The sequence below is a fragment of the Novosphingobium aquiterrae genome (assembly GCF_042434435.1).
In the GTDB taxonomy this organism is placed as follows: Bacteria; Pseudomonadota; Alphaproteobacteria; order Sphingomonadales; family Sphingomonadaceae; genus Novosphingobium; species Novosphingobium aquiterrae.
The window spans coordinates 156,898-177,659 of sequence record NZ_JBHLTL010000004.1 but is presented as its reverse complement, the minus strand read 5'-3'; the positions used below and the strand labels follow the sequence as shown (position 1 = coordinate 177,659).

Sequence of the window (20,762 nt, the reverse complement as noted above, 5' to 3'; positions counted from 1 at the left end):
AGCGCGCAGGCTGGGCAAGCGGCACTTGGGCTTCACGCACCTTGCTGCTATGGGCGCCCCGCGATGACCTATACCTCTACCTTGCTCCGCCTGCTCGAAGAACGCGGCTATATCCACCAGCTGACCGATGCCGAGGGTCTCGACAAGCTCGCGAACGCGCAGGTGATACCGGGCTATATCGGGTTCGATGCCACGGCCGCGTCGCTGCACGTCGGCTCGCTCGTCCAGATCATGCTGCTGCGCCGCTTGCAGCAGGCAGGGCACAAGCCGATCGTGCTGATGGGCGGCGGGACCACCAAGGTCGGCGATCCGTCCGGCAAGGACGAATCGCGCAAGCTGCTGAGCACGGCAGACATCGATGCCAACATCGCCTCGATCCGCCGGGTGTTCGAACGCCTGCTGACGTTCGGCGACGGCCCGACAGATGCGGTCATGGTCAACAATGACGATTGGCTGAGCCAGCTTGGCTATGTCGATCTGCTGCGCGAGGTCGGCCCGCACTTTACCATCAACCGGATGCTGACCTTCGATTCGGTCAAGCTGCGGCTTGAGCGCGAGCAGCCGCTGACCTTCCTCGAATTCAACTACATGATCCTCCAGGCCTATGATTTCCGTGAACTGGCGCTGCAGCACGGCTGCCGCCTGCAGCTCGGCGGATCGGACCAGTGGGGCAACATCGTCAACGGGATCGAGCTGACCCGGCGAATGAACGGTGTCGAGGTGTTCGGGGTCACCACCCCGCTGCTGACCACGGCGGACGGCGCCAAGATGGGCAAGACTGCGGCAGGCGCGGTGTGGCTGAATGACGATGCCCTGCCCGCGTATGATTTCTGGCAGTACTGGCGCAATGTCGATGACCGCGACGTCGGCCGCTTCCTGCGCCTGTTCACCGACCTGCCGCTGGATGAAATCGCCCGGCTCGAAGGATTGCCCGGCAGCGACATCAACGCCGCCAAGGTCGTCCTAGCCAACGAAGTCACGCGTCTCTGCCGCGGTGACGATGCAGCACGCGCCGCCGAAGCCACTGCAGCAGAGACATTTGCCGGCGGCGGCGCGGGAGCCGACTTGCCGGTGCTCACCTTGCCTGCGGGCGGGATCAGCGTGATCGACGCGCTGGTTGGAATCGGATTCGCAGCCAGTCGCGGTGAGGCAAAACGCCTTATCGCTGGCGGCGGAGCCCGCATCGACGGGGCAGCGGTGTCCGATGAAAATGCCATGATTACAGAAACTAACGGTGACGTGCGAATTTCCTCGGGCAAGAAAAAGCACGGTATCCTGCGCCCTGCCTAACAAAAAGGCCCATTGGGTTTACCGAATATTCGGCTTTCCCGCGTTACATCCCTCCCTGACTGTTTGTGCAGAGGAAGGACCGTATCATGGGCGTCGGAGCTCAGCTGACCGTTACGGACATGCGCCGTGCCGCGCGCCATCCTGTCGATCACAAGGTGATCGGCGAACACCGCCGCCTGGGCGACGTGCATCTGCATATCATCAATATCTCGGCACATGGGTTCATGGCCGAAGGCGTCAGCGAAATGGAAAAGGGCGAACGCGTCAGCATTCGCCTTCCGGAAATCGGCCGGATCGAAGCGCACCTGATCTGGGCCACCGACGAACGCGCCGGCTTCCAGTTCGAGCGGATCATCCGCCTCGACGATTTCATGAAGATGATCGATACCCTGCAGCCCAACCCGCGCCTGCGCCGCGCGCGCTGAGGCGCGGCCAAACCAGAGTATCAGCGCCCCAACAATCTGATTGCTTGGCAAGCGCCGGACGCGCTGCCATGCCGGGTGGATGACCGCCCCGACATCGCCGCTGGCCATACCGGACTATCGCCGCTTCTGGGCTTCGCGCTTCCTCGCCTCGTTCGCGACCACCGGGATGATCGTCATCCTCGGCTATCAGCTCTACGATGTCGCGCGCAGCGATTATGTGATGACCATGAGTCAGGCCGCGTTCCAGCTCGGCATGTTCGGGCTGGTGCAGTTCGTGCCGATGCTGCTGCTGACCCCGATTTCGGGCCTGGTTGCTGATCGCAACGAACGCCGCACGGTGGCGAGTCTGGCCATCGGCGTCGATTTATTGATCGCGCTGGTCCTTGCCTGGGCAACCTGGAGCGATGCTATCACCCTGCCGCTGCTCTATCTGCTCGGCGTCATGCATGGTTCGGCACGGGTGTTTTTCGGGCCGTCTCTGTCCTCGATCCCGCCCAACATCGTCCCGGCCGAGCTACTGCCGCGTGCGATCGCGATGAGTTCGCTGTCGTGGCAGAGCGCGTCGATCGCCGGGCCGGTGCTGGCAGGGGTACTGTTCGCCAGGATTCCATTCGCACCCTATGCCCTGGCGGCGGCGCTGTTGGCGCTGTCGATCATCCTGTTGCTGGCGATCCGGCCGATCCATCCCCCTGCCGATAACCGCAAGACGCACCCCTACCATCAGGTCCTTGAAGGCTTCCGCTTTGTCCGGGGCGAGCGGTTCCTGCTCGGTTGCATCACGCTCGATCTGTTCGCGGTGCTGCTGGGCGGGGCGACCGCGCTGTTGCCGGTGTTCGCGCGCGATATCCTCCATGTCGGTCCCGAAGGGCTTGGCCAGATGCGCGCCGCAACGGCACTTGGCGCGGTTGGCACCGGGCTCGTCTTGGCGGTCAGGCCGATCGCCCACAACGTCGGCGTGAAAATGCTTGCCGGGGTTGGAGTCTATGGCGCAGCGACGCTGGCTTTCGGGCTGTCGCGCTGGCTGCCCTTGTCGCTCGCAATGCTCGCGCTGCTCGGCGCGGGCGACATGGTATCGGTGTTCATTCGCAATTCGCTGGTCCAGCTCAACACGCCTGACGCGGTCAGAGGCAGGGTGCAAGCGATCAGCAGCTTGGCCATTTCCGCCTCGAACGAACTGGGCGAGATGCAATCGGGCCTTGCCGCCGCGCTGCTCGGGGCAACCGGGGCGGTTGTCTTGGGCGGTGCCGGTGCGGTAGTGATCACGTTGTGCTGGGCGGTACTGTTCCCCGAACTGATCCGCGCCCGAACATTTGCGCCGCAATACAAGCAGGAGCCAGTCCCATGAAGGCCGAATCGATTCTCGCCACCATTGGCAATACCCCGCACATCCGCCTTGCGCGGCTGTTTCCCGATCACGAAGTGTGGATCAAGGCCGAACGCGCCAATCCCGGCGGATCGATCAAGGACCGCATCGGCCTGTCGATGATTGAAGCGGCCGAGGCCGATGGCAGCCTCAAGCCGGGGGGCACGATCATCGAGCCGACCAGCGGCAATACCGGGATCGGCCTGGCCATGGTCGCTGCGGTCAAGGGCTACAAGCTGATCCTGGTCATGCCGGAATCGATGTCGATCGAACGCCGCAGGCTGATGCTGGCCTATGGCGCCACGTTCGACCTCACCCCGCGCGAAAAGGGCATGAAGGGCGCGATCGAGCGCGCGCACGAACTGATCGCCAGCACCCCCAATTCGTGGATGCCGCAGCAGTTCGAAAACCCGGCCAATATCGCCGTCCACGTCCGCACCACCGCGCAGGAAATTCTGACCGACTTTGCCGACAGCCCGATCGACGCGCTGATCACCGGGGTCGGCACCGGCGGTCACCTGACCGGCTGCGCCGAAGTGCTCAAGGTCAAATGGCCCAGCATGAAGGCCTGGGCGGTCGAGCCGACGCTGTCCCCGGTCATCTCGGGCGGACAGCCCGCCCCGCACCCGATCCAGGGAATCGGCGCAGGCTTCATCCCGACCAACCTCCACACCCAGGCAATCGACGGCGCGATCCAGGTCGATCCTGCCGATGCCAAGGAAATGGCCCGGCTTAGCGCGACCACGGAAGGCATGCTGGTTGGGATCAGTTCGGGGGCGACCCTTGCCGCGATCAAGCAGAAGCTTGTCGATCTGCCGAAGGGCAGCCGCGTGCTCGGCTTCAATTACGATACCGGTGAACGCTATCTTTCGGTGCCGGACTTCCTGCCCGAATGAGTGAATTCGCAAAGGTCGCGTATCGCGACGGTGAGACCGCACTGACCGGGCTGCATCTGCGCCCGGTCGGGCCGGCGCGTGCGGCCGTTGCGGTGTTTCCCACCTTCATGAACGCCACCCCCGGGGTGGAGGACAAGGCCCACGCACTGGTCGAAGCCGGCTATGCTGTGTTCATTGCCGACTTCTACGGCCCGGACAGCCCCGCGACGTTCGAAGAAGCGTTCGGGGCGATGGCGCGGCTGCGCGCCGATCCCCGCGCGATGCGGACCCGGCTGCGCGCGGCGGTCGAACAGCTCGGCGTGCTCGAGCCCGGGTTGCCGCAACTCGCGATCGGGTTCTGCCTGGGCGGCCATGCAGTGCTCGAACTGGCGCGCGACGGTCAGGATCTGCTGGCGGTTGCCAGTTTCCACGGGCTGCTCGCCACGCCGCTACCCGCTGATCAAGCGATCAAACCGCGCATCCTGGTCTGCCATGGCGATGCCGACGCGCTGGTTCCGCGCAGCGACATAACCGGCTTCTGGGAAGAGATGGACCGGGTCGGGGCCAACTGGCACTTCCACAGCTATTCCGGGGTCGAACACGGCTTCACCAACCCGCGCATGCTCCATGGCGCGCTCAATTCCGCGTACAACGCCAGCGCCGACCGGCAGAGCTGGGCGGCGATGCTGGCGCTGTTCGACGAGGTGCTTGGCTAAGCGGTAGCAAAGGCCTCGACCGGCAGCGCCATCACGGCATCCGCCCCGCCCTCGATCTTGCGCCGCAGCGCACCAACGTCGGGCAGGAAGCGCTCGCCGAAATAGCGGCCTGTGGTCAGCTTGGCCTGATAGTACGCCGCGTCGCTCCCGCCCGCCGCCAGCGCCGAGAGCGCAGTTTCGCCCATGCGCAGCCACATCAGGCCCAGGGCAACGATACCCATCATGTGCATGTAGTGATGCGCCCCGGCCCCGACGTTGTTCGGGTTGGCCATGCCGTTCTGCATGAACCACATCGTCGCCGCCTTGAGCTCGCCATTGGCCTTCTCGACCTTTTCAGCCAGGCCCGCCAGCTCGGGCTTGGCCTTCGCCGCGGCGCATTCGGCGTCGATCAGCGCGAACAGCGTCTGGACCGCGCGGCCGCCGTTCTGGGCCAGCTTGCGCCCGACCAGGTCCATCGCCTGCACGCCGTTGGCGCCTTCGTAAATCTGGGTGATGCGGGCATCGCGGACGAACTGGCTCATCCCCCATTCCTCGATATAGCCGTGCCCGCCGAAGACCTGCTGCATGGTCACCGCGACGTCGAAGCCCTTGTCGGTGCCATAGCCCTTGATCACCGGGGTCAGCAGGCTGATCAGGTCGTCGGCCAGCTGGCGGTCTTCTTCGCTTGCCGCCTTGTGCGTCAGGTCGACCTGCAGCGCCCCCCACAGACACAGCGCCCGCATCCCTTCGGTAAAGGCCTTGGCGTCCATCAGCATGCGCCGCACGTCGGGGTGGACGAACAGCGTGTCGGCCTTCTCGCCCGGCTCTGCCGCACCGGTCAGCGCGCGGCCCTGGCGGCGATCCTGGGCATAGCGCACCGCGTTTTGGTACGCCGCCTCGGCCTGCGACAGGCCCTGGATGCCGACGCCGAGCCGCGCCGCGTTCATCATGATGAACATCGCGGCGAGGCCCTTGTTTTCCTCGCCAACCATCCAGCCCTTGGCACCATCGTAATTCATGACGCAGGTAGCGTTGCCGTGGATGCCCATCTTGTGTTCAAGGCTGCCGCAGGAAACCGCATTGCGCTCACCCAGCGAGCCATCGTCATTGACCAGTACCTTGGGCACGATGAACAGCGATATGCCCTTGGTGCTGTCGGGCGCGTCGGGGGTCTTGGCCAGGACGAGGTGGATGATGTTGTCGGTGAAATCGTGTTCGCCGGCAGAGATGAAGATCTTGGTGCCCGTGATGCTGTAAGACCCATCGGCCGCGGGCACCGCGCGGGTGCGGATCAGGCCCAGGTCGGTGCCGCATTGCGGCTCGGTCAGGTTCATCGTGCCAAGCCATTCGTTGGCGATCATCTTGGGCAGGTACTTGGCCTGCTGTTCGGGCGAGCCCTTGGCCAGGATCGCCGAGACCGCACCGTTGGTCAGCCCAGGATACATTCCCCAGGCCTGGTTGGCGCTGGACACGAACTCTTCCATGGCGAAGCCCAGGACGTGCGGCATGCCCTGCCCGCCCAGGGCTTCGGGCGCGGAGAGCGTGCCCCAGCCCGCCTCGCGGAACTGGGCATGGGCTGCCTTGAAGCCTTCAGGCGTCGTGACGCTGCCGTCGGGATGGCGGGTGCAGCCCTGCTGGTCACCCGCATAGTTTAGCGGCGCGAGAACTTCGGAGGTGAACTTCCCGCCTTCCTCGATCACCGCGTCGACCAGGTCGGCCGCCGCATTCTCGAACCCGGCGAGATTCGCATAGCTTTCGAGCTTCAGAACTTCGTTGATGATGAAGCGCGCATCGCGCGTGGGGGCCTTGTAGACGGGCATCTTGGGTTTCCTGTTTCGGGTTCAGGCTTTGAACGTGGCGGGATCGAGGCTTTCGATCGTCGCGATGAAATGCTTGAGTTCGGCAATCGCAGCATCAAGGTCGTCACGCTGCTGCTGCAGCCTGGCAACCTTGTCGCGGCACCGCGCGATCGTGACCCGGCGCTGCTGGACGCGGCCGTCGCCCAGATCGTAGAGATCGATCATCTCCTTGATCTCGGTCAGGCTGAAGCCGACGTTCTTGGCGCGCATGATCCACGCCAGACGGGCACGGTCGCGCTTGGAATAGATACGCGAGAGGCCGGCGCGCGCCGGCGCGATCAGTCCCTCGTCTTCATAGAAGCGCAGCGCGCGCGCGGTGACGTCGAACTCCGCGGTCAGATCGGATATCGTATAGCTGTCGCGCTGCAACGCGTCGGGGCGATCAAGATGTGCGCCGTCGTGGGGCTGAGCGGTATGACCGAGGCTGTCCATGGGGACATCGTTTAGCTTACCTTTACGTAAGCGTCAATTATCCCGCAGGGACCAGACCCCCGCCCTCGATCCGGCGATAGAAACAAGAGGTCGCACCGGTATGGCAGGCCGGCCCCGCCCGCTCGCAGATCAGGACCAGTGCATCCTGATCGCAGTCGACCCGGACCTCGATCACACGCAGGACGTGGCCGGATGATTCGCCCTTTTTCCACAGTCGGCCCCGCGAACGCGAGTGAAAGTGGGCGAACCCGGTGTCGAGCGTCGCCGTCACGGCCTCGGCATCCATATAGGCCAACATCAGGACGTCGCGGCTGGCCGCGTCGATCGCAATGGCCGCCAACAGGCCGTTTGCGTCGTATTTCGGCATGAAGGTCGCACCGGTTTCGCGGTCATCGCTGGACATTGTCATGCCGGTTCCTTGTTGCAAGACTACCACATGTGTCGACCAAAAACTGGAAGAACACGACATAGCCCTTCCCTTTCGCTCATGATTCGGGGATTTCAACCCTCGCGGTCAACATCCGCCCGCCGAAGCGGCAGTGTCGAAAGATGCAGCGGCCAGGTTCAGGGAATGAAGTCCGAAACGGACAACCGCATGAGGGATTGAGCGAAGCGGTGCAAGGGGGCACCGCTGAACCGCAAGGCGCTCTCGAGTTTCGTCACGAGAACGCCCGGAGCTTCGGCTTCGGGCGTTTTCGTTTGCTCGGCTCAGGCGATATCCAGCGCTTCGTCCAGAACGCGGGCGAAGCAGGCCACCACGACCTCCGCAGCGCCGGCGCGCTGCAACACCCTGACGCAGGCATCCGTCGTGGCGCCGCTGGTCAGCACGTCGTCAACCAGAACAATCCTTGCGCCCTTGATCGCAGGCGCGCGGCGCGGGCTGATCGCAATCGCCCCGCTAAGCATCCGGTTGCGCGCGGTTCGTCCAAGCCCGCCCAGCGGCGGCGTGCGCTTCGCCCGGATCAGGGCATCGACCATCAGTTCGCCTCCGCGCGCCTTGGCAAGCTCACCGGCAAGCAGCGCAGACTGGTTGAACCCGCGGCTCCACAAACGCCAGCGATGCAGCGGAACCGGCACAAATTTCCAGCCTGCGCCGACTCGCTTGGGCAGGCGCGCCGCAATCAGCCGCGCGAGCATCGGCGCCAGAGCGATGCGATGGCCGTGTTTGAACGCCAGGACGAGTTTGCGTGACGCGTCGTTATAGAGAGTGCCAGCTGCGATGCCGTTATGGTGCGGCGGCGCGCTCAGACAGACGGCACAGTGCGAACCATGAACAACGCTTTCCCCGAACGGCCGCTGGCACGTTTTGCAGCTTGGATCGCCAGGAATGACCAGCTCAGACCAGCACGCAGCACACAGGCCGGCCTGTGCCGCCAGCCCCTCGCCGCACAGCGGGCAGCGCGGCGGGAATACCAGGTCGACGATGGGCGTGATCAGGGGGTGTAACTGCATGTCCGCTCATTCCCGGTGGGCTGATATTGGGCTGTGCAAGGTCCCCTGGCAGCGATGCCGATAGCGTTCGGGCAGACAGTCTTCTTACCCTTGGCAATTGCTTGGAACTAAAGTCTAGTTCGCCTTGCGCGCAAATGTATTTGTTACCAGCCCGGCGGTTTACTATCCTGTCCGGCGATGGATGACATTTTTGAACAGACCAAGGCGCTCGACAGCCTTACCGAAAAGCAGAGGGAAGTGCTTTCACTCGTTGCCGAAGGTATGACCAGCAAGGAGATTGCTCGGAAAATCGGCATCTCTGAATCTGCGGTCAATCAACGGATCGAGGTAATTCGCCAGCGACTGGGCGGCTTGCCCCGGACGCAAATTGCCCGTTTGTATCGCCGGATGAGTACGGTTGTCTTCACTGTTCCGGCTAGTAATCCAGTTACAGGTAAGTTAATCCAGCTTCTTGGTGACGGGATCGAAGCGCAGGCCTCCGAGGCGGAGGGTTCCGAGGTTTCTACCATGGCCTTTCAGCCTACGAGCCAAGTCGGGTCGCACCCCTCCGGTCTACGAACGACCTACGCTGCCAGCGCTCTCGACGGTCCGTCGGGGCGCTGGCTTCGGTTCGGCATCCTTGTTGGCGTCGGCTTCGCCGTTATCGCATCGGTTGCCCTGATCGTCGATATCGCCTCGGGCCTGCAGCACCTGCTGCGCGGAACACACTGATCTGGCTTCAGCGATGCTGCACAAATCCTGCAGGGCTTCGCGAAGAATGCACCATCGTCCGCTTGCTCCGCGTGGATGAATCGCTAGAGAGGGCGCAAACCGGCACAAGCTGAGTAGCGACAGGGATCGATATGGCGACCTTCACACTTCCCGCGAACAGCAAGATCAACGGCAAGGGCCAGCGGCACCAGGCGTCCAGCGCCGGCCGGGTAAAGTCGTTCAAGGTCTATCGTTATGATCCAGACAGCGGTGAAAACCCGCGCTACGACACGTTCGAGATCGACCTCGACAACTGTGGCCCGATGGTGCTCGACGCACTGATCAAGATGAAGTCGGAACAGGATCCCACCCTCACCTTCCGCCGTTCTTGCCGTGAAGGCATCTGCGGGTCCTGTGCGATGAACATGAATGGCCGCAATGGACTGGCCTGCACCACCGCAATCGAGGACCTGAAGGGTGAGATCCGCATCACCCCGCTGCCGCATATGGATGTGATCAAGGACCTCGTCCCCGATTTCACCCATTTCTATGCCCAGTACGCCTCGATCCGGCCGTGGCTGCAGACGGTCAGCACCACGCCGTCGGGCAAGGAGCGCCTGCAAAGTCCGGAACAGCGCGAAAAGCTGGACGGCCTTTACGAATGCATCCTGTGCGCCTGCTGCAGCACCGCATGCCCCAGTTACTGGTGGAACAGCGACAAGTTCCTTGGCCCGGCGATCCTGCTGCAGGCCTATCGCTGGCTGGCCGACAGCCGCGATGAAATGACTGGTGAACGTCTCGATGAGCTGGAGGATCCGTTCCGGCTCTATCGCTGCCACACCATCATGAACTGCGCCAACGTCTGTCCCAAGGGCCTCAATCCCGCCCGCGCTATCGCAGAAATCAAGAAGATGCAGGCGGCCAAGCATGTCTGACGGACGCGGCAACTAAGTGGCTGACCAGCGCGGCTTCATCTACGAACCCGATCCGGACAATCCTGGCTGGCACCGCTGGGAACTGGCCGACGATACGCGCTTCAATGCCCAGACCATGGGCCGCATGCTGGTGCGTCCAGAAGATGCGCGCAGCTGCCGCGTTAGGATGTTTCCCGAACGGCGTCATTCGAACCTTCTGGACATGGTCCACGGCGCCGTCACGCTGGCGCTGATCGACATAGCGCTGTTTGCCGCAATGCGGACTCTTCTGCAGGGCGATGCGGGCGGTTCTGTCACGCTGGAACTGTCGAGCCAGTTCACCGGTGCCGGATCGCTGGGACAACCGCTCGACGCCATTGTCGAGGTGATGCGTGAAACCGGGCGCTTGGTGTTCATGCGCGGCGTCGTGGTCCAGGGCGAAGGCGACAGCCACCTGGTCGCGTCCTTTTCCGGTATTGTCCGCAAACCGACGGTGCGATGACCAGCGTAATCGAGCGGTACCATGCGCTCGTCGCTGCGGGCGAACTGCGCGCGGATCCCCAACAACGCGCTGCTGCGGAATTGCTCAGCCGGCTGCAGGCAAGGCTTGAAGCACCAGCGAACAGCAGTGTTCTGGGTCGCCTGTTCGGACGAAAGGCAGAGTCGCCGCGCGGGGTCTATCTGTGGGGCGGGGTCGGACGCGGCAAGTCGATGCTGATGGACCTGTTCCACGACAATCTGGCGATCACGGAAAAGCGCCGCGTCCACTTCCATGCCTTCATGTTGCAGGTCCACCAGGCGATGCGGATCTGGCGCGAAAGGGATCCTGGCGATCCGATTCCCAAAGTCGCGCGCGAACTGGCGCGGGATGTGCGCTGCCTGGCCTTCGACGAAATGGTCGTGAATAATTCGGCCGATGCAATGATCATGAGCCGGCTGTTCACTGCATTGATCCGGGACGAAGGCGTAACGGTGGTCACGACCAGCAACCGGGCCCCATCAGAGCTTTACAAGGACGGCCTGAACCGTGAGCACTTCCTGCCGTTCATCGCCCTGATCGAAAGCGAACTGGACGTCCTGCCGCTGAACGGGCCAATCGACTATCGGCTTGAACGGCTGGCGGGGATCGATAGCTGGCACACACCCATTGGCGAGGCCGCCACCGCCCAGGTGCGCGAGGCGTTTTTCCGGCTGACCGATTACCCCCCCGAAGACAGCGAGCACGTACCGTCAGCCGATCTGGACCTGGGCGGAGGCCGCACGCTCCACGTTCCCAAAAGCTTCAAGGGCGTGGCCGTCTTCAGCTTCAAGAAGCTTTGCGGCGAGGCACGCGGGGCGGCGGATTATCTGGCCGTCGCCCAGACCTATCACACCGTCATCCTGGTCGGCATCCCTTGCATGGGCCCCGATCAGCGCAACGAAGCGGCGCGCTTTGTGACACTGATCGACGCGCTGTACGAAAATCGGGTAAAACTGTTCGCCACCGCCGCCGCCGAACCGGAAGATCTCTATGCCCAAGGTGATGGACGCTTCGAATTCGAGCGAACCGTCAGCAGACTCAAAGAAATGCAAAGCGCGGACTATCTCGCCGCCGGACATGGCGAAGACTAAGGCTAGAGCTCCAGCCGCGCGGTCACGCGAATATCGCGACCGGCAAGCGGCGCATAATCCTTCAGAAACGAGGCGTGCCGCCGGGCATTGACGTCGAACAGGTTATTGGCCGTCAGTACGAAGCTCAGCGGGCGAGACTTGCCCCAAGGCCGCCAGCCCAGCTCGGCATTGACCATGGTGTAACCTGGCGTTGCGGTTTCAAACGGCGCAATGCGGTTCTGCGCGGTCACGCGCTCCACTTCGCCGCGCAGGTTGACGTGCGAGGATTCCAGGCTCAGCCCGCCCAGCATGCGCAGCGGCGGGATCCGCGGCGCCGGTCCGGAGCCATCGATCGTGGCATGGACATAGTCGGCCAGCGCATCGGCCTCGATCGTCCAAGCACCGAAACGCGCCAGCGTGACCTTGGCTTCCGCTTCAAAGCCATAGAGGCGGGCATTGGCCTGGCTGATCTGGAAAACCGGAAGCCCCTCTTCCAGACCGCCGGTCGCACGTTCGAAGATGAAGTTTCCGAACCAGCTATGATAGGCGCTCAGCTCAAAGCTGTAGCCGGCACCCTTCCCCCGCAGAATCGCCTCGACACTCAAGGCGTTCTCCTTGGCCAGATCGACGTCGCCGATTTCGAACGCCGACGTTCCGGCATGGGGTCCGTTGGCGAACAATTCCTCTGCTGCGGGCGCGCGCTCGGTCCGCGACAGGTTGACGCCGATGCGCCAATCCTTGGCCAATTCGAACGAGGCACCCAGTGCTCCTGAAAACGCGTCAAAGTTGCGTGACCCGCTGAAGAACTGGGTCTGATCCGGTGCGGGTTTCGCTTCCAGTGCGGCATGTTCCCACCGCGCGCCGGCTTCAACGCGTAGCGGACCGCTGTCGATCTGCTGCATGGTGAACAGGCCGAACTGGCCGGTTGAATTCCGCGGCAGAAAGGCCTCATCGCCAATCACGTCGAAATCCCGGCGAACAAATTGCAGTCCGCTGACTCCGCTCCAGGGACCGGACTTGCGCTGACGCAGTTCGAGCCGACCTTCCATGCCCTGGTTGAAGAACGTGGTGCCAACCGCCCCGTCTGGTCCCAGTTCGGCATGAACGTAATCGGCAAAGCCGAAGCGGAAGCCGATCTGATCGAACGGGCCGTTGTCCGGCTTGACCTCGGCCCGGGCATCGATCCGGTCCTGGCTTTGCTGCAACCGCGGCGCCTCCTGTCCCTGACCGGGCAAAGTGGCAAGGCGCAGCGGAACGCCGTAGAGGCTGTCGAAATGGCTGTAGGCCACCCCGATCGAGCCGCGATCATTGATATAGGCCAGTCCAGCGGCCGCACTCCAGGTTCGGGCGGCGGTGTTGGGCAGGATCCCGCGGACATTGGCATTGGCGGCGAAATCAATATCCGAGCCCGGCTCTGCCGGCAGCAGGCTGGAGGTCAGCGCCTGCGCGCGCAGGTCCGGAGTCAGGGCATAACCGCCGATCCGCATGTCCGCGCTCTTCAGGTAGCTGCCATCGACATGGCCAACCCAGCCACCGGAAAGCGGGACGTCAATACTGATCGATCCGTCACGCTCTTTGGCTGCCGTCGCATAGCCGGCCAGTGCCGACAGATGGATAGGCTCATCCGGAACGACGTTGGGAATACGCCCATCGACCACGTTGACGACCCCGCCGATCGCGGCCGAGCCATAGAGCAGCGACTGCGGGCCGCGCAGCACTTCGATCCGCTCCGCCAGTAGCGGATTGACCACCGGGGCGTGGTCGGCCGAGGTGTTCGAAACGTCGATCGAACCGATCCCGTTGGTCAGAATACGCACGCGCTCACCTTGAAGCCCGCGCAAGACCGGGCGTGATGCGGTCGGTCCGAAAGAGCTTGAACTCACCCCGGGCGTGTTCTTGAGCGTATCGCCGATCGACGGGCGCAGCGCAGCGGTCAGATCGGCACCGCCTAGAATTGCGACACCGGAGAGGCTGTCGAGGCGCTGGGTGCGCAGCGGTGCCGTAACGACGATTTCCTGTCCCGGACCTTGATGATAGGTATCGGCGGGCGAATTGTGGTCCTGTGGCACAGGCTGCGCCGGGGTTTCCTGGGCATGAGCGGGAAATGCTGCCAGCAGCGCAAGGACAGCAGAGCCAGTGAGCAGCGCAAGGCGGTTGGTCGTGGGCATTGGTTACCTGGATCAGGAGGGAATCGCGTTCGGCGCCTCCATATGACCTCAGCTGCGATGATACAACATTACTCTATGTATGCGCACACCCTTCCCCGCAGCCCTTGAACCGTTCGCCTCAAATCCCATCTTTGATCCATGCCGGCGGTCACACCCCGCCGAGGTGGAAACAATCATGATCGAAGTTCGCCCTTTTGCCAGTCTTGGCCATGCCGACCACGGCTGGCTTGATGCCGTTCATCATTTCAGTTTTGCCAATTACTACGATCCCCGCAGGATGAGCTGGGGTCCGATCCGCGTGTGGAACGATGACACAATCGCGCCAAAGAGCGGTTTCCCACCCCATCCCCACAGCGACATGGAAATCATCACCTATGTCCGCAGCGGTGCGATCACGCACCAGGACAGTCTTGGCAACAAGGGCAGGACCGGCGCGGGCGACGTTCAGGTGATGAGCGCCGGCACCGGTATCCAGCACGCCGAGTTCAATCTGGAAGACGAAACGACCACCCTGTTCCAGATCTGGATCATGCCCGACCGCGCTGGCGGGGCGCCTGGTTGGGGACAGCGCGCTTTTCCCCGCGGCGAGCGCGCCGGACGATGGGAAGTGGTGGCGAGCGGCGATCCCGAAGCTGACGATGCCCTGCCCATCCGGTGCAATGCCCGCGTGGTGGCGGCGACAATTCCTGCCGGAACGTCGATCGATTACCCTATCGATCCGGCGCGTCACGTCTATCTGGTGGCACCTGTCGGGCGCATTCGCGTCAACGGCGTGGAAGCGCAACCGCGTGACGGCATTGCCATCACCGGCGAAACCGGCCTGACCGTCGAGGCCATCGATGATGTCGAAGTGGTGATGGTCGACGCTGCTTAGGCAGCAGCGGCGGCAGCCGCGTCGCGGGGAAGCTTCTCCTGCGCCGCGGCAAGCCGCTGCATGAGCTTTAGATCCTGCTCACGCAGATTGAGTGCGGCATTTGCCCAATGGTCAACGATGTCGCGCAGTTCCGACAGGCTGATGTCATCCGCCCGCTTGCTTGCTCGGCGCGCGCCGACCAGTCCGGCATGGCGCCGCTCTGACTTGCGCATGAAGTCTCTGACGGCGGCAACGCCTTGCCCTGGTTCAACCAGGGCCTGCACGATACCCATGTCGAACATCTGTTCCGCGGTGAATGGGACATCGCCCATGATGACCCGGTCAGCCAAGGCCGAGCCAATCTTGCGCGATAGAAAGGCGTGCGCGCCCATGCCGGGAAACAGACCGAATTTCACTTCAGGTAGTCCGAACACCGAACCACGTTCCGCAATGATGTAATCGAACGACAGCAGCGCTTCGAACCCGCCGCCAAGTGCCTGCCCCTGAACCAGTCCGATTGTCAGCACCGGCAGGTCGAGCGAATGCAGGTTGCGATGAAGAATCTCGACGCAGCGATAGCCATAAGCCGCCAGTCCATCGCGATTGCCTTCGCGGATCAGGGCCGCGAACAGTTCCAGGTCGCCGCCGAAACAGAACACCCCGGGCGAGCGGCTGCCGAGCACCAGATAGCGGAGCGGTACATGATCAGGGCCAAAATGGGCTCCGATCAATCGTTGCCAGTTGATGAAGTCACCGAGCAACTGCGGCGTAAAACTTGGCCTGCCCGATGGCCGCATGAATGACCAGAGAGCGGCCGGCTCCTCGTCATAAAAGACATCGAGTTGCTCCAATCCGAATAGTTCTTCGGGAATGGCCAGTCGCCGCTGCGCCTGGACCAGTAATTCCTCAGTCGGATTGGTGAACGAGATCGCGCCATAAGGCTGCGATTCAGCCGTTTCTTCCCGTCCGCCTAGATCGCTCGAAAGTCGATCCATATGCCCCTCTTGCTGCGACCTAGTAATTTGGCAGATGGACTTTTGCAGGCCCCTGTCTTTTTAGGAATCTAACTGAAGGTATGGTCACTTGGCAAAGAAAAATTTCCGCAATGCGATAGACCGAGTCTCGTTTCAGGTCATTCGCTGCGCCATTTGAGCAACAGGGTCGCGGCAACCAGCGCGGTCGAAGCCACGGCCAGCATCGGCATGATCTGCGCAAGAACAGTCTCGGCGGGGATCCCCTTCAGGAACAACCCGTGGCACAGGATAAGCATATGGCTGAGCGGATCGAGCCACGAAATGGGCTGAAGCCATGGCGCCATGGAATCGACCGGACTGGCGTAGCCCGACAGCAGCATCATCGGCACAATGACAAGAAAACCGCCAAGAAAGGCCTGCTGCTGGTTCTGTGCCAGAGTCGAAACGCTGAGACCAATGGCTGTTACCGTAATACTGAAGCATGCGATGGCCAAAATCATCAACGGGATCGATCCGACGAAGGGCACGTCCGACACCAGCGGAATGATCAGGATGTATAGCACCCCGTTGCACAGCCCGACCGTGAAAGCAGGAACACATTTTCCGGCAACGATTTCCCAATAGCGCATGGGCATGGCCATCAGTTGGTCCCAGGTGCCCGCTTCACGCTCACGGGCAATCGCCTGAACGGATACAGACAAGACCAATACCGTGGTGATCAATGTGATCATCCCCGGCAGCGTGAACCAGCGATATTCGAGGTTGGGATTGAACCAGTGCCGCGCGACAACCTGTGGCGCGGCGGTTACTGTATCGGGCCGCAGAGTTGCCCCGGTCTGCAAGGCAATGTCATTGAGGTAGCCCGCAACGATTTGCGCCGCATTGATCCTCCGCCCGTCCAGCAGCACGCCCACAGTGGCCGGTTCGCCGCGTGCCACCTTGGTTGAAAGATCGGGCGGCAACAGCACGCCGGCAATGACTTCCCGCTGTTCGATCGCGTCGGCAAGCGCCTGTTCGCTGGCGTAGAATTGCAGCGCGCGGACGTTGCGCAGCGCCCCGACGCCAGCGAGAAACTGTTCGGCAGCAACGCCGCTATCGCGGTTGACCACGCCGACGGTAATATTCTTCACTTCCAGCGTCGTGGCAAATCCGAACAGGATCAGCTGGATGATCGGGGAAATCACCAGCGTGGTCAGCACGCGCCGATCGAGTAGAACAACCCGCAGCTCCTTCAGCGCCATCGCGGCGATGCGGACCAGCGCCCCGCTCATGCGATGCGCCGCTTGATCGCGCGGGTCACCCGCAGGAAGAAAAACGCGCCGAAACCGAACAGGATCACGATATTGGGAATGAACAGGCGCCAGACATCACCGACCAGGAATACGCTTTGCAAGGACGGGATCAGGTACCGCGCCGGGACTATGTAGGTCAGCCACTGGATCGCTGGCGGCATTGAATCGATCTCGAACAGAAAGCCGGACAGCAGCAGCGACGGCAGAAATCCGGAGAGCAGCGCAAACTGGGTCGAGACAAACTGGTTCTTGGTTCCTGCCGAGATCAGCAGTCCCTGCCCCAGCACGGCGGCCAGAAAGGCCGAGGCAATCAGGAACAATGCCAGGATCGAGCCACGGAACGGCAGGCCGTAGCCATAGACCGCGACAAGCACGCAAATGCCGGTCGATGCCAGGCCGAGGACATAATAGGGGATCAGTTTGGACAGCACGAGCGAGGGAATCGAGATCGGCGTCGAGAGCAACCCCTCCATCGTCCCGCGTTCGTACTCCCGCGCCATGATCAACGCGGTCAGCAAACTGCCGATCATCGCCATGACAATCCCGATCGCGCCGGGGACAAGCATGTAGCGGCTTTGCAGGCCCGGGTTGTAGGTATAGCGCGGGACGATCTCGATCATCGGGCCGGCGCTGGCGCCATACTGGCTGGCGCGCGCTTCGCTCCACGCGCGCAGGGCCCCGCGCAAGTGTCCCGTCAGGAAGGTCGCAGTGTTGACCTGCGCGCCATCGGTGACCAGCTGGACGTCACGCGGCTGGTCCAGGGCAAGGCCTTGCTCGAAACCTTCAGGTATCGTCGCGATCCCCCGCAACGTGCCATCCTTGAGACCGCCTTCCAGTTCAGCAAGGGCTGGCCCTTCGACAACGGCAAAACTGCTGTTGTGGCGCAGCACCTGGACCAGCTCGCGCGATGCCGCAGTATGGTCGCGGTCAATCACGCCTAGCCGTGAGGCCTTGACGTCAAGGCTGACGGCATTGCCGAACAGGATCATCAGGATCAGCGGCATCAGCACGACCAGGCCGAAGGTTGACGGATCGAGCCAGACCTGCGCCCATTCCTTGGCCCGGATCGCACCGGCGCGCCGTCTGGCGTGCGGATCGCGCGCGCTCACGCTGCCTCGCTTTCGATGCGGCCCTGGGCCTCGATCAAAGTGATGAACGCCTGTTCCAGGGTGGGATCGGGATTATCGAGGACCGCGCGCTTGAGATCGTCAGGCGTGCCGCTGGCGATCGCCTGCGATCGGTTGATCAGCAGCAGGCGGTCGCAATTCTCGGCCTCGTCCATGAAATGGGTGGTGACCAGCACCGCCGTGCCGCGCGCAGCAATCGCGTTGATGTGATGCCAGAACTCACGCCGGGTAAGCGGGTCGACGCCCGAGGTCGGCTCATCCAGAAACAGCACTGGCGGCGTGTGCAGCACGGCCGCGCCAAGCGCGAGCCGCTGTTTGATGCCAAGCGGGAGCAGGCCTGCCATGCTTGCGGTGAACGCGCCAAGGTCCAAAGCGGCGACAGCCCTATCGATCGCCTGCCGCGCCTCCACGCCTCTCAGTCCGTAAGCACCCGCGACGAATCGCAGGTTGGCCAGCACCGAGAGATCGCCATAGAGCGAGAACTTCTGCGGCATATAGCCCATCGCCTCACGCGCCTGGGCACCGGCACTGGTCAGCTCACGCCCGGCAACGGTGCCATAGCCGCTGCTTGGGGTGGTCAGCCCGCACAACATGCGGAAGGTCGTCGATTTGCCCGCGCCATTGGGACCAAGCAGGCCAAATATCTCGCCTGGAAATACGGTGAAGGCGATGTCCTGCGCCGCGATAAAATCGCCGTACCGGCGGGTAAGGCCCAGAGCTGCGATCGCCGGCCGTGCCGGATCGGCCGTACGCAGGGGAAATGCCGCGGCTAGCGCGCTGGGCGGCAAGGGCGTGCCATCGTCCAGGATCGCGGAAAAGCCGTCCTCTGCGGTTGGCTGTGCCGGCTTCCACTGCGCGCCGGGTGCGCTCTTGGCGCGGCACACCGCTCGCAGCGTGCGCCCGGACATGGTCGCGCTGATCACGTCGGGGCGTTCAAGCACGGCCTGCAAGGCGTCCCGGCGGTTGCTGGCCGGCAAGGGCATGGCGAAGGTTCGTCCGGCTGCCCGTTCGGCCAACTCGGCGGGCGGCCCGTCATAAAGCACCTTGCCATGATGCAGCAGGATCGCGTCATCGCATTTGCCGGCGTCGTCTAGAATGCTGGTGGTCCAGACGATCGCACTGCCCGGCCCGGCCAGCTCCTGCGCCAGATCCCAGATCTCGCGCCGCGACACCGGATCGACGCCGACCGAAGGCTCGTCGAGCAACATCAACGGCGGCGCGGCCACCACCGCACAGGCCAGGGCCAGTTTCTGCCGCATCCCGCCGGATAGCCGGTTGGCCGCGCGATCCTTGAATGGTCCAAGTCCGGTTGCACGGTAAAGAACATCCATCCGCTCAGGGTTATCCTGCGGCTCAAGACCGCGCAGGCGTGCATAAAGTTCTAGGTTTTGAAGGACCGTAAGCTCGCCATAGAGCGCTCCTCCCTGCGGCATGTAGCCGATCAGGCTGCGATCAAGCTCCGCGACCGGACGCCCCATTACTTCGACGCTGCCGCTGTCGGCCTCGACCAGTCCGGCAAGAATGCGCATCAGCGTGGTCTTGCCGCCAGCATCGGGCCCGACAAGTCCGAGCGAGTGCCCCGGTAACAGTGTCAGACTAATCCCGTCGAGCGCCTGTGTCCCCGCCGCGCCGCGCCGCGCTCCCTTGAAACGCTTCGCCACGTCGATCAGCCGGAGGAGCGGTGCCTCCGCCATGGCAGGTCAATTCCCGCCCGCACTGTCGGGTAGCAGAACCGTGACCGGGGCACCCTGACGCAAATCGCCCTGTGGGTCATTGACGGTCAGCCTGACGCGATAGACCAGATCGGAGCGCAGTTGCTCGGTCTGGACCGTCTTCGGCGTAAACTCGGCCACGGGTGAGATGAAGCCGATCGTGGCGGGCCATTCCCTGGCCGTCCCATCGGCCCTGACCCGGACGGCCATGCCCGGCCGGATCCGGTGCAGATCGGGTTCTGCGACATAGGCCCGCACCCGCACTGGCTGGGTCAGCGCGACGGTCAATACGGTTTGTCCGGCGCTGACGATCGCTCCTGCTTCCCGCGCGCGGGTCAGCACCTGGCCCGCTTCCGCAGCGCGGATCACAGTGTCACTTATATCGGTCTGAACCGCCTGGCGTTCAGCCACGGTGGCTGCGCGGTTGGCCTGGCTGGTCGCCTGATCCTCCACCCGCGTGCCGGCCAGGGCGAGCGACAGCCCGGCCTGAGCCTGGGCAAGCCGCGCCTGCGCGCTGCGCAGTGCGGCGTCTGCCGTCTGGAGGTCTGCCTTGCTGATGAAACCCTTGTCCACCAGCGCCTGGCGGCGCTCGTACTGACGCTGCGCCTCGGTCATGGCGGCTTCAGCGGCAGCGACTTCGGCACGGGCTTCACCGATTTGCTGCGGACGCGATCCGTTGGCATCGCGTGCCGCAGTTGCCGAAGCGGCTTCCACGCGCGCATCGGCTCCGGCCAGACGATCCTCGAACGGGCGGGTATCCAGCTCGGCCAGAACCTGGCCCGGCGTCACTCGATCACCTTCATCAACCAGAAGCCGCGCGATCCGCCCCGGCACGCGGAAACCAAGCTGAACTTCCCGGATTTCGACATTGCCGTAGAGCCGCAGATGACCATCGTCCTGCTTGCCCCACCAGCCCATCGCGCGCCCGCCGAACCACAGCGCTGCCGCAATCACGGCAATGACAAGAATGCCGCGCAATCGCTTGTTCTTAGGCGATGAAACGTCTTGCGACCCCATGAATACTCCCCCGCACCGCTTCAGGTGCCTGGGC

At 63.3% G+C, this 20,762-nt stretch carries 20 protein-coding genes; 10 read left to right on the top strand and 10 right to left on the bottom strand.

What is annotated here, in order from left to right; translation table 11 throughout:
• Positions 1-63 precede the first annotated feature (63 nt).
• The 5 genes from tyrS (at position 64) to ACFFF7_RS06795 (ending at position 4,669) form a co-directional block, all read left to right on the top strand.
• Entirely contained in the window at positions 64-1,290 is a 1,227-nt protein-coding gene (tyrS, locus tag ACFFF7_RS06815; protein ID WP_379480624.1) for a tyrosine--tRNA ligase, read from the top strand.
• Positions 1,291-1,376: 86 nt separating this feature from the next.
• Positions 1,377-1,715, top strand: a complete 339-nt coding sequence (locus tag ACFFF7_RS06810; RefSeq protein WP_379480623.1) for a PilZ domain-containing protein — start codon at positions 1,377-1,379, stop codon at positions 1,713-1,715.
• 79 nt (positions 1,716-1,794) lie between these two features.
• Positions 1,795-3,060, top strand: coding sequence for an MFS transporter (locus ACFFF7_RS06805; protein WP_379480622.1), 1,266 nt, complete (start codon positions 1,795-1,797; stop codon positions 3,058-3,060).
• Positions 3,057-3,974 carry a cysteine synthase A gene (cysK, locus tag ACFFF7_RS06800; protein WP_379480621.1) on the top strand — a complete coding sequence of 306 codons (918 nt, stop codon included), beginning with the start codon at positions 3,057-3,059 and terminating at the stop codon, positions 3,972-3,974. Before ACFFF7_RS06805 ends, cysK begins: the two co-directional genes overlap by 4 nt.
• The gene (locus tag ACFFF7_RS06795; RefSeq protein ID WP_379480620.1) at positions 3,971-4,669 is read left to right on the top strand and encodes a dienelactone hydrolase family protein; all 699 of its coding nucleotides are present in this window, start codon (positions 3,971-3,973) and stop codon (positions 4,667-4,669) included. Before cysK ends, ACFFF7_RS06795 begins: the two co-directional genes overlap by 4 nt.
• Here the strand turns inward: ACFFF7_RS06795 and ACFFF7_RS06790 are convergent.
• The 4 genes from ACFFF7_RS06790 to ACFFF7_RS06775 form a co-directional block, all read right to left on the bottom strand.
• The gene (locus tag ACFFF7_RS06790) at positions 4,666-6,468 is read right to left on the bottom strand and encodes an acyl-CoA dehydrogenase C-terminal domain-containing protein (protein WP_379480619.1); all 1,803 of its coding nucleotides are present in this window, start codon (positions 6,466-6,468) and stop codon (positions 4,666-4,668) included. The two genes, ACFFF7_RS06795 and ACFFF7_RS06790, sit on opposite strands and share 4 nt — an antisense overlap.
• A gap of 21 nt (positions 6,469-6,489) precedes the next feature.
• Entirely contained in the window at positions 6,490-6,939 is a 450-nt protein-coding gene (locus ACFFF7_RS06785) for a MerR family transcriptional regulator (RefSeq protein ID WP_379480618.1), read from the bottom strand.
• Between the two features lie 37 nt (positions 6,940-6,976).
• The gene (gene hisI, locus ACFFF7_RS06780) at positions 6,977-7,348 is read right to left on the bottom strand and encodes a phosphoribosyl-AMP cyclohydrolase (protein ID WP_379480617.1); all 372 of its coding nucleotides are present in this window, start codon (positions 7,346-7,348) and stop codon (positions 6,977-6,979) included.
• 299 nt (positions 7,349-7,647) lie between these two features.
• Positions 7,648-8,391, bottom strand: a complete 744-nt coding sequence (locus ACFFF7_RS06775) for a ComF family protein (RefSeq protein ID WP_379480616.1) — start codon at positions 8,389-8,391, stop codon at positions 7,648-7,650.
• Between the two features lie 177 nt (positions 8,392-8,568).
• Here ACFFF7_RS06775 and ACFFF7_RS06770 point away from each other — a divergent pair, with 177 nt between their 5' ends.
• The 4 genes from ACFFF7_RS06770 (at position 8,569) to zapE (ending at position 11,606) form a co-directional block, all read left to right on the top strand.
• Positions 8,569-9,102 carry a helix-turn-helix domain-containing protein gene (locus ACFFF7_RS06770; protein WP_379480615.1) on the top strand — a complete coding sequence of 178 codons (534 nt, stop codon included), beginning with the start codon at positions 8,569-8,571 and terminating at the stop codon, positions 9,100-9,102.
• A gap of 131 nt (positions 9,103-9,233) precedes the next feature.
• Positions 9,234-10,016, top strand: a complete 783-nt coding sequence (locus ACFFF7_RS06765) for a succinate dehydrogenase iron-sulfur subunit (RefSeq protein ID WP_379480614.1) — start codon at positions 9,234-9,236, stop codon at positions 10,014-10,016.
• A 16-nt stretch (positions 10,017-10,032) separates the two neighbouring features.
• A complete protein-coding gene (locus ACFFF7_RS06760; protein ID WP_379480613.1) occupies positions 10,033-10,497 on the top strand; it encodes a PaaI family thioesterase in 465 nt (154 codons plus the stop codon).
• Complete coding sequence (zapE, locus tag ACFFF7_RS06755; RefSeq protein WP_379480612.1) at positions 10,494-11,606, top strand: cell division protein ZapE; 1,113 nt, start codon at positions 10,494-10,496, stop codon at positions 11,604-11,606. Before ACFFF7_RS06760 ends, zapE begins: the two co-directional genes overlap by 4 nt.
• A 2-nt stretch (positions 11,607-11,608) precedes the next feature.
• Here the strand turns inward: zapE and ACFFF7_RS06750 are convergent, their stop codons facing one another.
• Positions 11,609-13,753, bottom strand: a complete 2,145-nt coding sequence (locus ACFFF7_RS06750) for a TonB-dependent receptor (RefSeq protein WP_379480611.1) — start codon at positions 13,751-13,753, stop codon at positions 11,609-11,611.
• Positions 13,754-13,928: 175 nt separating this feature from the next.
• Here ACFFF7_RS06750 and ACFFF7_RS06745 point away from each other — a divergent pair, with 175 nt between their 5' ends.
• On the top strand, positions 13,929-14,627 hold the full coding sequence (locus ACFFF7_RS06745) for a pirin family protein (protein WP_379480610.1): 699 nt from the start codon (positions 13,929-13,931) through the stop codon (positions 14,625-14,627).
• Here ACFFF7_RS06745 and ACFFF7_RS06740 read toward each other — a convergent pair.
• The 5 genes from ACFFF7_RS06740 to ACFFF7_RS06720 all read right to left on the bottom strand — a co-directional run bounded on the left by ACFFF7_RS06740 (position 14,624) and on the right by ACFFF7_RS06720 (position 20,728).
• Positions 14,624-15,601, bottom strand: coding sequence for a crotonase/enoyl-CoA hydratase family protein (locus ACFFF7_RS06740; protein WP_379480609.1), 978 nt, complete (start codon positions 15,599-15,601; stop codon positions 14,624-14,626). The genes ACFFF7_RS06745 and ACFFF7_RS06740 overlap by 4 nt on opposite strands.
• Before the next feature lie 137 nt (positions 15,602-15,738).
• On the bottom strand, positions 15,739-16,851 hold the full coding sequence (locus tag ACFFF7_RS06735) for an ABC transporter permease (RefSeq protein ID WP_379480608.1): 1,113 nt from the start codon (positions 16,849-16,851) through the stop codon (positions 15,739-15,741).
• On the bottom strand, positions 16,848-17,981 hold the full coding sequence (locus tag ACFFF7_RS06730; protein WP_379480607.1) for an ABC transporter permease: 1,134 nt from the start codon (positions 17,979-17,981) through the stop codon (positions 16,848-16,850). Before ACFFF7_RS06730 ends, ACFFF7_RS06735 begins: the two co-directional genes overlap by 4 nt.
• Entirely contained in the window at positions 17,978-19,693 is a 1,716-nt protein-coding gene (locus ACFFF7_RS06725; protein WP_379480606.1) for an ATP-binding cassette domain-containing protein, read from the bottom strand. Before ACFFF7_RS06725 ends, ACFFF7_RS06730 begins: the two co-directional genes overlap by 4 nt.
• Before the next feature lie 6 nt (positions 19,694-19,699).
• Positions 19,700-20,728, bottom strand: coding sequence for an HlyD family secretion protein (locus ACFFF7_RS06720; RefSeq protein ID WP_379480605.1), 1,029 nt, complete (start codon positions 20,726-20,728; stop codon positions 19,700-19,702).
• Positions 20,729-20,762: the final 34 nt, after the last annotated feature.

Bases quoted from the DNA above. Each gene is read 5' to 3' on its own strand.
- tyrS (WP_379480624.1), top strand. From the start codon at position 64: ATGACCTATACCTCTACCTTGCTCCGCCTGCTCGAAGAACGCGGCTAT.
- ACFFF7_RS06810 (WP_379480623.1), top strand. From the start codon at position 1,377: ATGGGCGTCGGAGCTCAGCTGACCGTTACGGACATGCGCCGTGCCGCG.
- ACFFF7_RS06805 (WP_379480622.1), top strand. From the start codon at position 1,795: ATGACCGCCCCGACATCGCCGCTGGCCATACCGGACTATCGCCGCTTC.
- cysK (WP_379480621.1), top strand. From the start codon at position 3,057: ATGAAGGCCGAATCGATTCTCGCCACCATTGGCAATACCCCGCACATC.
- ACFFF7_RS06795 (WP_379480620.1), top strand. From the start codon at position 3,971: ATGAGTGAATTCGCAAAGGTCGCGTATCGCGACGGTGAGACCGCACTG.
- ACFFF7_RS06790 (WP_379480619.1), bottom strand. From the start codon at position 6,468: ATGCCCGTCTACAAGGCCCCCACGCGCGATGCGCGCTTCATCATCAAC.
- ACFFF7_RS06785 (WP_379480618.1), bottom strand. From the start codon at position 6,939: ATGGACAGCCTCGGTCATACCGCTCAGCCCCACGACGGCGCACATCTT.
- hisI (WP_379480617.1), bottom strand. From the start codon at position 7,348: ATGACAATGTCCAGCGATGACCGCGAAACCGGTGCGACCTTCATGCCG.
- ACFFF7_RS06775 (WP_379480616.1), bottom strand. From the start codon at position 8,391: ATGCAGTTACACCCCCTGATCACGCCCATCGTCGACCTGGTATTCCCG.
- ACFFF7_RS06770 (WP_379480615.1), top strand. From the start codon at position 8,569: ATGGATGACATTTTTGAACAGACCAAGGCGCTCGACAGCCTTACCGAA.
- ACFFF7_RS06765 (WP_379480614.1), top strand. From the start codon at position 9,234: ATGGCGACCTTCACACTTCCCGCGAACAGCAAGATCAACGGCAAGGGC.
- zapE (WP_379480612.1), top strand. From the start codon at position 10,494: ATGACCAGCGTAATCGAGCGGTACCATGCGCTCGTCGCTGCGGGCGAA.
- ACFFF7_RS06750 (WP_379480611.1), bottom strand. From the start codon at position 13,753: ATGCCCACGACCAACCGCCTTGCGCTGCTCACTGGCTCTGCTGTCCTT.
- ACFFF7_RS06745 (WP_379480610.1), top strand. From the start codon at position 13,929: ATGATCGAAGTTCGCCCTTTTGCCAGTCTTGGCCATGCCGACCACGGC.
- ACFFF7_RS06740 (WP_379480609.1), bottom strand. From the start codon at position 15,601: ATGGATCGACTTTCGAGCGATCTAGGCGGACGGGAAGAAACGGCTGAA.
- ACFFF7_RS06735 (WP_379480608.1), bottom strand. From the start codon at position 16,851: ATGAGCGGGGCGCTGGTCCGCATCGCCGCGATGGCGCTGAAGGAGCTG.
- ACFFF7_RS06725 (WP_379480606.1), bottom strand. From the start codon at position 19,693: ATGGCGGAGGCACCGCTCCTCCGGCTGATCGACGTGGCGAAGCGTTTC.
- ACFFF7_RS06720 (WP_379480605.1), bottom strand. From the start codon at position 20,728: ATGGGGTCGCAAGACGTTTCATCGCCTAAGAACAAGCGATTGCGCGGC.